The following is a 12,994-nucleotide window of genomic DNA, read 5'->3' as shown; positions in this document are numbered from 1 at the left end:
AACAAGGCTATATCTTGCAAGAAAAATCAACGCGATGGAACGAAGCGGTAGGAGAGGTACGGCATGACCGATGTCGAGGACGAGCTGACGAGCCAGCCCGAGTGCTGGGCGCGGGCCGCGGTTGAGGCGCCCGAACACGGCGGGGCGCTCCCGGCGCCGGGGGAGCGGGTCGCGCTCGTCGGGTGCGGAACCTCGTACTTCATGGCGCAGTCCGTCGCCGCGCTGCGTGAGACGTCCGGGCAGGGCGAGACGGACGCCTTCGCCGCGTCCGAGTTCCCGCACGGCCGCTCCTACGACCGGGTGGTCGCCCTCACCCGCTCCGGCACCACCACCGAAGTACTGGAACTCCTGGGGGAGCTGAAGGGGCGCTCACGCACGACCGCGATCACCGCGGACCCGCACACCCCCGTCATGACGGCCGCCGACGACCTCGTGGTCCTCGACTTCGCCGACGAACGCTCGGTCGTCCAGACCCGGTTCGCCACCACCGCCCTGACCCTGCTCCGGGCCCACCTCGGCCTGCACACCGACACCGTCGTCACCGACGCCCGCACGGCGCTCACCACCCCGCTGCCCGAAGGGCTCGTCGAGGCCACGCAGTTCACCTTCCTGGGGCGCGGCTGGACCGTGGGCCTCGCGAACGAGGCGGGGCTGAAGATGCGCGAGGCCTGCCTCGCCTGGACCGAGGCCTACCCGGCGATGGAGTACCGGCACGGCCCCATCAGCGTCACCACCCGCGGCACCGCCACCTGGATGCTCGGTGAGGCGCCGGGCGGGCTGGCCGAGCAGGTGCGGGCGACCGGCGGATCATGGGTGGCGGGCGTCCTGGACCCGCTCGCCGAACTGGTCCGCGTCCAGCGTCTCGCCGTGGCGGTCGCCGCGGCCCGCGGCCTGGACCCCGACCGGCCGCGCCACCTCACCCGCTCGGTGATCCTCGCCCCCTGAAACCCCTGAAACCCCGGGAATGCCGGAAGTCCCCGGAAGCCCCGAACCACGGAAGACCAGGGAAGGACCAGCCGTGCCCCTCGCGACCACCGGCGAGCTCGTCACCCGCGCCGCCGCGGCCCGCTCAGCCGTCGCCGCCTTCAACGTCATCACCCTCGAACACGTCGAGGCGGTCGTCGCCGGCGCCGAGTCGGAAGACAGCCCCGTCGTCCTCCAAGTCAGCGAGAACGCGGTCAAGTTCAGGTATGGACGCCTGCTCCCGCTCGCCCGCGCCGCCGTGGCCGCGGCCGAACGCGCCGCCGTTCCCGTCGCGTTGCACCTCGACCACGTCCAGAGCGACGACCTGCTGCGCCAGGCCGCCGGCGCCGGATTCAGCTCCGTCATGTACGACGCCTCCCGGCTGCCCTACGCCGAGAACCTCGCCGCGACCAGAGCCGCCGCCCACTGGGCGCACACTCAAGGGCTGTGGATCGAGGCCGAGTTGGGACGGGTCGGCGGCAAGACCGGACCGGACGGCCGGGTGGACCCCGGCGCGGCCCCGCTGGACGCCCACGCGCCCGGCGCCCGTACCGACCCCGTCGAGGCCCGCGCCTTCGTCGCGGAGTCCGGCGTGGACGCGCTCGCCGTCGCCATCGGCAGCTCGCACGCGATGACCACACGCACCGCCGCCCTCGACCACACCCTCCTCGAGAGGCTGGCCGGGGCGCTGGACGTGCCCCTCGTACTGCACGGCTCGTCCGGGCTGCCGGACGACGAACTGACCGCGGCCGCGGCGGGCGGCATCGCCAAGGTGAACGTCGGCACCGCCCTCAACATCGCCATGACCGGCGCCATCCGGGCCTTCCTCGCCGCCCACCCCGAGGCGGTGGACTCGCGCTCCTACCTCACCGTGGGACGCGAGGCGATGGTGCGCACCGTCGCGGAGATCATCCGGACACTGGGCCGACATGAGGCTCCGGCCGCCCGGTGACGACGCCCAAACCGCCCCCTGACGAGGGGCCGGCTACCGCTTGACGGCCTTCAGCACCACGAACTTCGGGTCGCTGGCGACAAGCCGGCTGTTGCCGAACAGGCGGCGCAGCTTCACGTGATACCCGAGGTGCCGGTTGCCGATCACCCACAGTTCACCGCCGGAACGCAGCGCCCGCTCGGCGTCGGAGAACATCCGCCACGCCGTCGCGTCCGTCGTCGCCTGATGCGAGTGGAACGGAGGATTGTTGAGCACCAGGTCGACGCTCCCGGCCGGCACCCCCGCCAGCCCGTCCCCTACCCGGAATTCCGCGTGCCCGGGCGCGCCGTTCGCCTGATACGTCGCCTCCGCCGAAGCCACGGCCTGGAAGGACTCGTCCACGAACAACACCTCGGCCTCGGCATCGGCCAGCGCCACCGCCGTACCGACGACGCCGTTGCCGCATCCCAGGTCCACGACCCGGCGCATGCCCTTGGTGTCCGGCAGGTGCCGGAGCAGGAACCGGGTGCCGATGTCCAGCCGGTCGGCGCAGAAGACGCCCGCGTGATTGACGACGGTGCGCCCCGACACCGCACCGATGCCGTCGGGAAGGGCGTAGCTGTACGGCCACGGGGTGCCGGCCCGTTCCCGCGTCGGCTCCGGCGTGCAGAAGATGAGCCGCGCCTTCTTCTCGGCGAGCGAGGTCCTGGTCGGTCCGAGGATCCGCTCGAACAGCCGGAGCGTCGAGGTGTGGATCTCCTTCACCATGCCGGTGCCGACGACGACCGTGCCCTCGTGCACGGCGGGCGCCAGCCGCAGCAGCTGGTCCTCCAGCAGCGCCAGGCTCTTCGGCACGCGCACCAGCAGGACGTCGACCCGGGCGGGCGGAGTGTCCCGCGTGGTCAGCAGCTCCACCGAGCCCGCCTCGACACCGCGGCGCGCGAGGTTGGCCCGGGTCGCCTCCCGGGTGAGGAACGAGTCGGTTATCTGCGCCGGGTGGTGCGCCGCGAGTGCCGTGACCAGCGCGCCCCAGCGATCCCCGACCACCACGACCGTGCCGGACAGGGGGATCCGCTCGTCCGCGAGATGTCGCAGCAGGTACTCGTCGGAGGCGTCCCAGGCACGCAGCCGGTCACGGGGGTCGTCGGGGAAACGGGACAGCGGGAACTCGCCCCAGGGCGTCGTCATACGGTCGGTCATCGTGCGTCAAGGCTAGCCGAGCCGCAGCTCAGGACTGTTCGGGCAGGATGGAGAGTATGGACACCGAGCTGTTCCCCAGATCTCGTACGCGGATCGCGCCCGGCGCGGTACACGTGCCGGACTGGCTGGACCCGGACCGGCAGCGCGAGCTGGTGGCGGCCTGCCGGGAATGGGCCCGCCCACCGGCCGGACTGCGCACCGTCCGCACCCCCGGCGGCGGCACGATGACCGCCCGCCAGGTCTGCCTGGGCCTGCACTGGTATCCGTACGCCTACGCCCGCACCGTCGTCGACGGTGACGGCGCGCCGGTCAAGCCGTTCCCCGACTGGCTGGGTGAGCTCGGCCGCCGTGCCGTGGCCGACGCGCTCGGCAGCGCGGAGGTCCCGGCCGCCGCGTACGACATCGCGCTGATCAACTTCTACGACGGCGACGCCCGCATGGGCATGCACCGCGACAGCGACGAGAAGTCGCCCGCCCCGGTGGTGTCGCTGAGCCTCGGCGACACCTGCGTCTTCCGCTTCGGCAACACCGAGACCCGCACCCGCCCGTACACCGATGTCGAACTGCGCAGCGGCGACCTGTTCGTCTTCGGCGGCCCGTCCCGGCTCGCCCATCACGGGGTGCCCCGGGTGCACCCGGGCAGCGCGCCGCCCGAGTTGGGACTCGCCGGACGGTTGAACATCACGCTCCGGGTCAGTGGCCTGTAGGCCGCCGCACATGCGGATCATGGGAGACTCGCCCTCATGAGCGGGAAGGCGGACCCCCGGGCGGCGGGGGAAGGAACCACCTCGAGGACGCGGTTGGACCGGGGACGCGGTGCGCTCGGGCCCGCCCTGGAACTGGTGCACACCGGACGCGCGCCGACCCGCGCCGTACTCACCGCCGAACTCGGGGTGACCCGGGCCACGGCCGGTGCGGTCGCCGCCGAACTGGAGGCGCTCGGGCTGATCCGGGTGGACGCCAGGCCCGGCGCCGCGGCCGGTTCGCAGGGGCGGCCCTCGCACCGGCTCGCCGTCGCCGAGGACGGGCCCGTGGTCCTCGCCGCGCAGGTGCACGCCGACGGGTTCCGGGCGGCCCTGGTCGGTCTGGGCGGCCGTATCGTCGCCACCGCACCCGGCTGCGAGACCGTGGACGCCGACCCCGCGAAGGTACTCGAATCCGTGGTCGACGCCGGGGCCGAACTGCTGCGCACCACCGGACGCAGATGCGTCGGCGCGGGTCTCGCCGTGCCGTCCGCCGTCGCCGAGCCGGAGGGCCTGGCACTCAACCCCCTGCACCTGGCCTGGCCCGTCGGCGCGCCCGTACGCCGGATCTTCCAGGAGTGCGTGCGCGCGGCCGGCATCACCCCTCCCGCGTTCGCGGGCAACGACGTCAACCTCGCCGCGCTCGCCGAGCACCGGCACGGCGCCGGCCGCGGCGCCCGGGACCTGCTGTGCGTGGCCACCGGGCACCGGGGCGTGGGCGGCGCGCTGGTGCTCGACGGGCGTCTGCACACCGGGAGTTCGGGCCTGGCACTGGAGGTGGGCCACCTCACCGTCCACCCCGAGGGCCGCCGGTGCCACTGCGGCAGCCGCGGCTGCCTCGACGTCGAGGCCGACCCGCTGGCCTTCCTCACCGCCGCCGGACGCGACCCGGGACCCGAGGTCTCCCTGCTCCAGCAGGCCCACGACCTGATCCGCGGCCACTACGACGACCCGTCCGTCCGAACCGCCACCGAGGTGCTCATCGACCGGCTCGGCCTCGGCCTCGCGGGACTGGTGAACATCCTCAACCCGGACCGCATCATCCTCGGCGGCCTCCACCGCACCCTTCTCGACGCCGACCCGGACCGGCTGCGCGCGGTCGTCGCCGACCGCAGCCTGTGGGGGCAGAGCGGCGGCGTCCCCATCCTGCCCTGCACCCTCGACCACAACAGCCTGGTCGGCGCGGCGGAGCTGGCCTGGCAGCCGGTGCTGGACGATCCACTGGGCGCGCTGACCTGACCGCCCGCTCCGGCCTCCTCGGCGCTCTCCAGGATCCGGGTCCGCCGCCCCGAGTAGGCTCGGCGCATGCGGATCTCCGTCTCCTCGGACATGGACGAACCTGTCGCGCGCGGCCTCGTGGCGCGGCTGCGCACCCGCGGCCACGACGTGGTCACTCACGGTGCGCTGAAACCGGGCGACGATCCCCGGTGGGCCGTCTGCTCGGCGACCGCGGCCCGTGAGGTGGCCGCCGGGACCGCCGACCAGGCCGTCGTGTGCTGCTGGACCGGCACCGGTGCCTCGATCGCCGCGAACAAGGTGCCCGGCGTACGCGCGGCCCTGTGCACGGACGCCTACACGGCCGACGGCGCCCGCCGCTGGAACGACGCCAACGTCCTGGCCCTCAGTCTGCGGCTCACCTCCGAGCCCCTCCTCGAGGAGATCCTCGACGCCTGGTTCGCCGCCGAGGCCGGCCAGGACGCCGACGACCGGGAGAACGTGGCGCACATCGAGCACATGGACCTCGGCGGGGCCGGCCACGGCGGGGTTCACTGACCGCCCGCCAGGGGGCTGCCCGGCTCCGGTGACCGGTCGTAGCTCTTCCTGGTCAGCGCCACTGGACGCCGAAGGCTCGGCCGGGGTTCTCCGTGAGGATCCGCCGCACCAGTTCCTCGCCCACCGCGAGGGCGAGGCGCGGGCGCATCCGACGCAGCAGGTACGGCATGCCCGGGCCACCGTTCGCCGCGCGGGCCGCCGCGGTCGTGGTGTCGCCGCCGAGGAGCAGCCGGTCCCCGTGGCCCGCGTCGGCGAGCGCCCGCACGGCGTCCGGCATGCGCCAGTCCGTGGCGTGGTTCGCACGGGACGGTCCGTCGAAGGCGAGATAGCAGCCCGACCCGGCGGCCTGCCGGTGCACCTCGGCATCGGGGGAGCGGTTGAGGTGCCCGAGGACCACGCGTTCCGGTGGCACCTCCAACTCGCCGCACAGCAGGTCCAGTACGTCCAGGGCGCCGGTGCCGAGCTCCAGGTGGACGGCGATGGGCGCTCCGGTGGCGTGGTGGGCCTCGGCCGCCGCGCCCATGGTCCAACGGGCGTGCGCGTCGAGGGCGTGGAAGCCGCCCGCGACCTTGATCAGCCCCGCGCGGACCCCCGAGGTGCCGATGCCCTCCGTCAGTTCGGAGACGAACACCTCGGCGAGCCGGCCGCGCAGTTCCTGGAGGGCCCCATCGTCGTAGTGCGCGGCCTGGTGCAGTCCCGTCGCGGCCACCACGTGCACCCCGGTCTCCCGGGACAGCCGCGGCAGATCGGCGGCTCGCCTGCCCAGTCCGTACGGCGTCCACTGCACCACGGTGCCGCCGCCCAACTCGCGGAACGCGGTGAGCTCGGCGCGCGCCGCGGGCACGCTGCGCAGTTCCTGGCCGGGCAGTTGGGGGCTGCCGAAGAACAGGTGGTCGTGCGCGTCGCACACCCCCAGGTCGTCGGGGAGGACGTCACCGAGCACCGTGCGGACCGCGCTCACCACTGGCGCCCCTGCCGCATCCGGTCACGCCCCGGCGTCGACATGTGGAGCACCCGGAACACATCTCCCTCGGCTCCGGGCGTGTGGTGCTCCCAGAGCGAGAAACGGACCAGCTCCCAGCGTCCGGTGTCCACGGCGGTCGCCGCGAGCACCGCCCCGTCCTCCCCGGCCAGCCGTTCGGTCTCCCGTACGGCCTCGTCCATCACGGCTGCCAAGTCGGCGCCGTCGGGGACAGGTCGGCGCTGTCGCACCGCCACCCGCGCGGGGGCACGGGCGGCGCCGCCCTCCTCGTACGCCACCCCTGTCCACTGGCGCACCGAGGGCCGCCCGAAGTCGTCGCTGAGCCGCTGGAAGGCGCCTTGCCAGAGGAAGGAGTTCATGCCCTCCACGCTGTTCCACAGGTAGAACGGCGCGTACTGGTTGACGGGCGAACCGTCCACGCCGCGCTCGCGCAGCAGATAGGTCTTCAAGCCGAGGCCCTCCCAGTCGTCGAGCAGATGCCCGACGCGTCGGACCCGCTCGCGGATCACCTCGGTGTCGTAGTCGGCGGGCAGGGTGAGTTCGTACTGCATGGCGTGCACGACGTGGAACTCCTTTACCGGGTACGGGTATTGCCCTGGGGGGAGAGGAGCGAGAGCAGTCCCCGCACGCCCGCGTCGAAAGCGGCGGGCGAACCGGACGCGCGGGCGAGGACATAGCCGCCCTGGACGGTGGCGAGGACGGTCGCGGCGATCTCCTCGCCGTCCAGCGCGGGCGCGAACTGGCCCAGCTCCTTGCCCTCCTCGACGATCCCGGCGATCCGCTCGCGGATCCGGTCCAGCACCTCGTCGACCGGCGCCCGCAACTCGTCGCTGGCGACGATGTCCGGATCCATCGTCAGCCGCCCGATCGGACACCCGCGCAGCACATCGCGCTCGCGCAGCAGGTAGGCCTCGATCCGCTCGTACGGCGTGCCCGGCCCGCCGAGTGCTCCCTCCGCGGTGGCCCCCAACTCCTCGGCCGTGCGCCGGATCGCGGCCAGGGCGAGATCGGGCTTGCCCTTGAAGTGGTGGTACATGCTGCCCTGTCCGGCACCCGCTCGCTCCAGGATGGCCTTGGGGCTGGTGCCGACATAGCCCCGCTCCCACAGCAGCTCACGGGTGGACTCGATCAGTCGGTCCGAAGTGCTCATACGCTGACTGTACATACTAGTAGTTACAGAAGTCGATCCCTTGCTGGAGTCGATCCCTGGCTGAAGTCGGTCCCTTGCTGAGGAGCGGTCTGAGAAGCAGCGGATACGTCCATGCGTACTCCCCGGGAGGTACGCGTACTGTCGCCGGCCGTACGACGACCCGGCCCCCTCCCCGGCGGGAGTCTCGAGACATCAGCGAAAGACCTCACCGAGGAGATGACCCGAGATGCAGACCCTGGCGAACTGGGACGGCGGCCCCGGCCCGTGGATCCTGTTCTTCCCGCTGATCTGGGCGGCCGTCGTGATCGGCGTCGTCACCGTCCTGCGCCGCACCGTCTGGCGCGGCCGCCGTGGACCGTGGCGCGCGACGACCGACACCGGCCCCTCCGGCCCCTCCGGCGACTCACCGATCGCGATGCTCGGCCGCCGCTTCGCCTCCGGCGAGATCGACGAGGACGAGTACTGGCGCCGGCTGTCGGTCCTGGACGAGCAGTTCGGCCGTACCGGCAAGGGCGGCGCGGCATGACCGCCACGACGATCACGACCGGCACGCGGCCCGCCGCCCGGGTCGTCGACGCCGTGAAGGTGTACGGCGGCGGCGACACCGGCGTGCGGGCCCTGGACGGGGTGAGCGTCGACTTCCCGGCCGGCCGCTTCACCGCGATCATGGGGCCCTCGGGCTCCGGCAAGTCCACCCTGCTGCACTGCGCGGCCGGCCTCGACACCCTCACCTCGGGCGCCGCCCACATCGGCGACACCGAGCTGGGCACCCTCGACGACCGTCGCCTCACCCTGCTGCGGCGCGACCGCGTGGGCTTCGTGTTCCAGGCGTTCAACCTGGTGCCGACGCTGACCGCCGCCGAGAACATCACCCTGCCGCTGGACCTCGCGGGCGGCAGGGGCGACCCGGAGTGGATCGACGCGCTGGTGGACGCCGTCGGCCTGCGCGAGCGGCTCCACCACCGGCCCGCCGAACTCTCCGGCGGCCAGCAGCAACGCGTCGCCGTGGCCCGCGCGTTCGCCGGCCGGCCGGACGTCGTCTTCGCCGACGAACCGACCGGCAACCTCGACTCCCGCTCCGGCGGGGAGGTCCTCGGCCTCCTCGGTGACGCCGTGCGCCGGACGGCCAGCACGGTCGTCATGGTCACCCATGACCCGGTCGCCGCCGCCCATGCCGACGAGGTCGTCTTCCTCGCCGACGGACGCCTGGTCGACCGCCTGGAGTCCCCGACCGCCGACAAGGTCCTGGACCGTATGAAAGCCTTCGAGGTGCCCTCATGAACGCCGCCGTACGTCTGAGCGTGTCCTCCCTGCGCAGCCACAGGCGGCGCTTCGCGGGAACGTTCCTCGCGGTCTTCCTCGGCGTGGCCTTCCTCGCCGGAACGCTCGTCATGGGTGACACCTTGCGTGCCGCCTTCGACACCATGTTCGGCAACGCGACCAGCGGCACCGACGCGGTGGTCCGCAGCGCCGACGACATCACCACTCCCGGGGAGAGCCAGGGCGTACGGCAGCCCGTCGCCACGGACCTCGCGGACACCGTCGAGAAGGTCCCGGGCGTCGCGGCCGTCACGCCCGACATCCAGGGCACCGGCCAGCTCGTGGGCGCGAACGGCAAGCCCATCGGCGGCCAGGGCCCGCCCACCCGCGCCGGCAACTGGATCACCGACCCCGAGCTCAACCCGTACCGGCTCGCCGAGGGCCGCGCTCCGGCACGGTCCGGCGAGGTCGTCGTCAACCGCGGCACCGCGGACAAGGGCCACCTGAGGATCGGCGACACGACCACCCTGCGCACCCCCGACCCCGTCAAGGTGACCATCGTCGGCCTCGCGACCTTCGGCGGCGAGGACGGCATGGCCCAGGTGACCTTCACCGGCATGACCCAGGCCGACGCGGAGAGGTACCTCACGGCCAGGCCCGGCGAGGCGGCGAGCATCCTGGTACGCGCCGACCCCGGCGTCAGCCAGCGGGAACTCGTCGACCGGTTGACCTCCGTGCTGCCCAAGGGGGTCGAGGCCATCACCGGTCAGCAGTCCGCCGAGGAGAACACCGAAATGATCGCCAGCCGGTTCCTGACCGTCTTCACCGCTTTCCTGCTCGTGTTCTCCGGCGTCGCCCTGCTGGTGGCGACCTTCTCCATCCACAACACCTTCGCGATCGTCGTCGCCCAACGCACCCGGGAGAACGCCCTGTTGCGTGCTCTCGGCGCCTCACGCCGACAGGTCACCGCAGTCACCCTCGTCGAGGCGAGCGCGGTGGCCCTGATCGGGTCGGCCGCGGGTCTGGCGGGCGGCATCGGCATCGCGGCCGGACTGCAGGCGCTGTTCCCGGCCATCGGATTCCCCTTCCCCGAGGGGGACTTGGTGATCAGCTCTCTGTCGATGGTCCTGCCCCTCGCGGTCGGCGTCGTGGTCTGTCTCGGGTCCGCCCTGCTGCCCGCCGTGCGAGCCGGCCGTACCGCGCCGCTGGCCGCCCTGCGCGAGACCGCGGTCGACACCTCCGGAGCCTCCCGCGCCCGTGCCGTCACCGGCATGGGCCTGGCCGCCCTCGCGGTCGCCGTGACCCTCACCGGCGTCCTGGTGTCACCGTCCCTCTGGCTGGCGGGAACCGGCGCCGTCCTGGCCCTGACCTCCTTCGTGGTCCTCGGCCCGGTCGCCTCCACCACCGTCGTACGCGTCCTCGGCGGCCCCCTCGACACGGTGCGGGGCGTCACCGGCCAGCTCGCCCGGCGCAACGCCCTCCGCAGTCCCAGGCGGACGGCGGCCACCGCCGGCGCACTCATGATCGGCGTGGCCGTGGTGTCGCTGTTCACGGTGTTCGGCGCGTCGCTGAAGGCGACCATGGACCAGACCGTGTCCCGGTCCTTCGCCGGTGACGTCGCCGTCAGCACCCCGTCGTTCGGAGCGGGCGGCAGCGGTCTCAGCCCCCGGCTCGCCGGAGCGGTCCAGCGGCTGCCCGAGGTGGACACGGCCGTGGGACTCGGCCGCGGGGTCGCCGAAGTCGACGGAAGGGGACGGGCGTTGACCGTCACCGACCCTCTCGCGCTGGAGCGCACCTTCGACCTCGGCAAGATCGACGGCTCGTTGCGCGGCCTCGGCACGGACGGCATCGCCCTCACCGAGAGCGAGGCCGACTCACAGGGTCTGAGGACCGGCGACAGGACCGACCTCACCTTCACCGACGGCACGAAGGAGACCTTCACCGTCCGTGCGGTCTACGGCCGGTCCGAACTCGCCGGCGACTACGTCATCACCCGCGCCGCGTGGGCCCCGCACCGCATCCAGGACTCCGACACCCTTCTCGCCGTCACCTTCAAGGACGGCGTGAGCGCCGACGCGGGCAAGGCCGCCGTGGAGAAGGTCGCCGACCAGTACGGCAACCCGGACGTGCAGACCCGCGACGAGTACGCGCGGTCCTCGGCCGGAGGCATCGACATGATGCTGACCCTCGTCTACGCGCTGCTCGCCCTCGCGGTGCTCATCGCGCTCCTCGGTATCGCCAACACCCTGACGCTGGCGGTCCACGAACGCACCCGTGAACTGGGCCTCCTGCGGGCCGTCGGGCAGACCCGGTCCCAACTGCGCGCCATGGTCCGCTGGGAGTCGGTCCTGGTGGCCGCCTTCGGTACGGTCGGCGGGCTCACCCTCGGCACCTTCCTCGGGTGGGTGCTGGTCAAGGCCTCGGACGGTACGAGCGACAGCGCCTTCGCCTTCGCGGTGTCACCGCTGCGACTCGGCGTGGTGGCGCTGATCGGCGTCACGACCGGCGCCCTCGCGGGCCTGCGCCCGGCCCGACGCGCGGCCCGCCTGGACGTGCTGCGAGCCATCGCCACGGAGTGAGGCCACGGCAGGCGGACACCCACTTCCAGGGTGCCCGAACGACCAACTCCGTGTGCGTGGCCGCGACTGGAGGGATCAGCGCCGACGAGCGCAGCGCCCCGGTGGCACAGTGGTCACCGCCCGGTCAACCGGCAACGGCCGACCGGGCGGGAGCGTGTTCCGGCCTGCGCGGGTCGACCGGCTGCTCGGCCTCCGTGAAGCGGTGCGCGGGCTTCTCGACGACCTTGCGCCGCGGTGGACGCGCGGAGTTCGTCCGTGCGGACGACGACGTCTTCGTCGGCAGTGTGAACCACACGACCTTGCCGGACTCGCCGTCCGGCCGCACGCCCCAGCTCTCGCTCACCGCGGCGACCATCGCGAGCCCACGCCCACAGGTCGCGAGCGCGTCCGCGTTCTCGATGGATCCCACGACCGGCAGACGCGGGTCGTGGTCGCGCACCGAGACCTTGAGCCGGTCGAGCACCAGCTCGATCTCCACGGTGCACGTCTTGTCGGGCTTGGCATGCCGGTGGACGTTGGTCAACAACTCGGTCACACCGAGTGCCGCCCGGTCGATGAGTGGATCGAGATGCCAGTAGCGCAACTGCGCCGATACGATTCTGCGGACCTGGCCGATCCGCGACGGCAGGGCTTGGAGCTCCACCGTGCAGTGCCTGCTTGGGTGACTGATCACGGCTGCGACTCCCCGACGTAGAGGTCCGGAAGAACACGGAGTTCGGATCGATCCAGCAAGTGTCTGCGTGCCACAGCCGCCTGCTGTCGTGGCCGGCGGGGCTGGTTCGCAGCGTTGTCGCCGGTAAACCCAGAGTGACGTGAGACCAGCGTGACGTAAGGGGCGCGGTCCCGCAACTCATGGTGACTCAGTGGCTACGCCCCGCAGCCTTCCGCACGGCCTCGATGAACCGGCGTGCCGCGGGCGGCCCCGGCTCGCCGGGGGCCGGATCGTGCTCGCCGAGGGTCAGCAGGTAGCGCTTGCCGTTGAGGTCCGCCAGGGCTCGGTCCTCCGGCGCGAACCAGGGCCTGGACGCGCGCACCGCCTGGACCGGCGCGCTGTCGATCTCACTGCCGTAACTGGTCAGCAACTCGAGCCTGCCGTCGCTGATCCGGACCTGCCCGGCCCGGGTGAGCGAGCGCAGCCACTTCCCGATCCGCACGCCCGTCGCCGTGAACTCAGGCTCCGCCATCCCGCCCCGCCCCCTCGTGCGTGTGGGCACCGACCCCCGCTCCCGCATGGGCCGTTGTCCTGTTCGCGTCGTGATCCAGTGTGCGCCCCCGCTCGGGACCTTCGTCCCGTCGGGCAGTCTGCCCGCCCCCGCCGTCGAGCACCAGTGTGCACGGCCCCCTCGCCGAGAGTGTCCGGAGCACTCGCGTGAATGCGCCCCCAGGTCTGCGCGCCGCACTCCCCCAGGGGCG

General features: G+C 72.7%; 14 protein-coding genes. 8 read left to right on the top strand and 6 right to left on the bottom strand.

What is annotated here, in order from left to right:
- The first annotated feature begins 63 nt into the window (after positions 1-63).
- Both ACFYRY_RS03775 and ACFYRY_RS03770 read left to right on the top strand, forming a co-directional pair.
- Positions 64-945 (top strand): SIS domain-containing protein, encoded by an 882-nt coding sequence (locus tag ACFYRY_RS03775; protein WP_389139606.1) that lies wholly within the window; start codon positions 64-66, stop codon positions 943-945.
- Between the two features lie 73 nt (positions 946-1,018).
- Entirely contained in the window at positions 1,019-1,915 is an 897-nt protein-coding gene (locus tag ACFYRY_RS03770; protein ID WP_389139604.1) for a ketose-bisphosphate aldolase, read from the top strand.
- A gap of 33 nt (positions 1,916-1,948) precedes the next feature.
- Here ACFYRY_RS03770 and ACFYRY_RS03765 read toward each other — a convergent pair whose 3' ends face one another.
- Entirely contained in the window at positions 1,949-3,082 is a 1,134-nt protein-coding gene (locus ACFYRY_RS03765; RefSeq protein WP_389141048.1) for a methyltransferase, read from the bottom strand.
- Between the two features lie 68 nt (positions 3,083-3,150).
- Here ACFYRY_RS03765 and ACFYRY_RS03760 point away from each other — a divergent pair, with 68 nt between their 5' ends.
- From ACFYRY_RS03760 to ACFYRY_RS03750, 3 genes are all read left to right on the top strand, one after another.
- Complete coding sequence (locus ACFYRY_RS03760) at positions 3,151-3,801, top strand: alpha-ketoglutarate-dependent dioxygenase AlkB family protein (protein WP_389139603.1); 651 nt, start codon at positions 3,151-3,153, stop codon at positions 3,799-3,801.
- 36 nt (positions 3,802-3,837) lie between these two features.
- Positions 3,838-5,076, top strand: a complete 1,239-nt coding sequence (locus tag ACFYRY_RS03755) for an ROK family protein (protein WP_389139601.1) — start codon at positions 3,838-3,840, stop codon at positions 5,074-5,076.
- A 66-nt stretch (positions 5,077-5,142) separates the two neighbouring features.
- Complete coding sequence (locus ACFYRY_RS03750; RefSeq protein ID WP_389139599.1) at positions 5,143-5,610, top strand: RpiB/LacA/LacB family sugar-phosphate isomerase; 468 nt, start codon at positions 5,143-5,145, stop codon at positions 5,608-5,610.
- 52 nt (positions 5,611-5,662) lie between these two features.
- On the opposite strand, the gene ACFYRY_RS03745 is transcribed toward ACFYRY_RS03750, so the two are convergent.
- From ACFYRY_RS03745 to ACFYRY_RS03735, 3 genes are read right to left on the bottom strand one after another with little or no spacing between them, the layout of a single operon-like run.
- Positions 5,663-6,571 carry a phosphotriesterase gene (locus tag ACFYRY_RS03745; protein ID WP_389139598.1) on the bottom strand — a complete coding sequence of 303 codons (909 nt, stop codon included), beginning with the start codon at positions 6,569-6,571 and terminating at the stop codon, positions 5,663-5,665.
- Complete coding sequence (locus tag ACFYRY_RS03740) at positions 6,568-7,152, bottom strand: DUF4865 family protein (protein ID WP_389139596.1); 585 nt, start codon at positions 7,150-7,152, stop codon at positions 6,568-6,570. The genes ACFYRY_RS03745 and ACFYRY_RS03740 overlap by 4 nt, the downstream gene beginning before the upstream one ends.
- A 14-nt stretch (positions 7,153-7,166) precedes the next feature.
- On the bottom strand, positions 7,167-7,742 hold the full coding sequence (locus ACFYRY_RS03735; RefSeq protein WP_389139594.1) for a TetR/AcrR family transcriptional regulator: 576 nt from the start codon (positions 7,740-7,742) through the stop codon (positions 7,167-7,169).
- 226 nt (positions 7,743-7,968) lie between these two features.
- Here ACFYRY_RS03735 and ACFYRY_RS03730 point away from each other — a divergent pair, with 226 nt between their 5' ends.
- The 3 genes from ACFYRY_RS03730 to ACFYRY_RS03720 are packed head-to-tail and all read left to right on the top strand — an operon-like array spanning position 7,969 to position 11,581.
- Complete coding sequence (locus ACFYRY_RS03730) at positions 7,969-8,268, top strand: SHOCT domain-containing protein (RefSeq protein WP_389139592.1); 300 nt, start codon at positions 7,969-7,971, stop codon at positions 8,266-8,268.
- Positions 8,265-9,023 (top strand): ABC transporter ATP-binding protein, encoded by a 759-nt coding sequence (locus tag ACFYRY_RS03725; protein ID WP_389139590.1) that lies wholly within the window; start codon positions 8,265-8,267, stop codon positions 9,021-9,023. The genes ACFYRY_RS03730 and ACFYRY_RS03725 overlap by 4 nt, the downstream gene beginning before the upstream one ends.
- Positions 9,020-11,581, top strand: a complete 2,562-nt coding sequence (locus ACFYRY_RS03720) for an ABC transporter permease (RefSeq protein WP_389139589.1) — start codon at positions 9,020-9,022, stop codon at positions 11,579-11,581. Before ACFYRY_RS03725 ends, ACFYRY_RS03720 begins: the two co-directional genes overlap by 4 nt.
- 124 nt (positions 11,582-11,705) lie before the next feature.
- Here ACFYRY_RS03720 and ACFYRY_RS03715 read toward each other — a convergent pair whose 3' ends face one another.
- Both ACFYRY_RS03715 and ACFYRY_RS03710 read right to left on the bottom strand, forming a co-directional pair.
- On the bottom strand, positions 11,706-12,254 hold the full coding sequence (locus tag ACFYRY_RS03715) for an ATP-binding protein (protein ID WP_389139587.1): 549 nt from the start codon (positions 12,252-12,254) through the stop codon (positions 11,706-11,708).
- A gap of 187 nt (positions 12,255-12,441) precedes the next feature.
- Positions 12,442-12,765, bottom strand: coding sequence for a hypothetical protein (locus ACFYRY_RS03710; RefSeq protein ID WP_389139586.1), 324 nt, complete (start codon positions 12,763-12,765; stop codon positions 12,442-12,444).
- Between the last annotated feature and the right edge of the window lie 229 nt (positions 12,766-12,994).

Source organism: Streptomyces sp. NPDC005263, assembly GCF_042872365.1.
Taxonomy (GTDB): Bacteria; Actinomycetota; Actinomycetes; order Streptomycetales; family Streptomycetaceae; genus Streptomyces.
The sequence above is the reverse complement of the archived record's forward strand: the minus strand, read 5'-3'. Positions and strand labels throughout refer to the sequence as shown.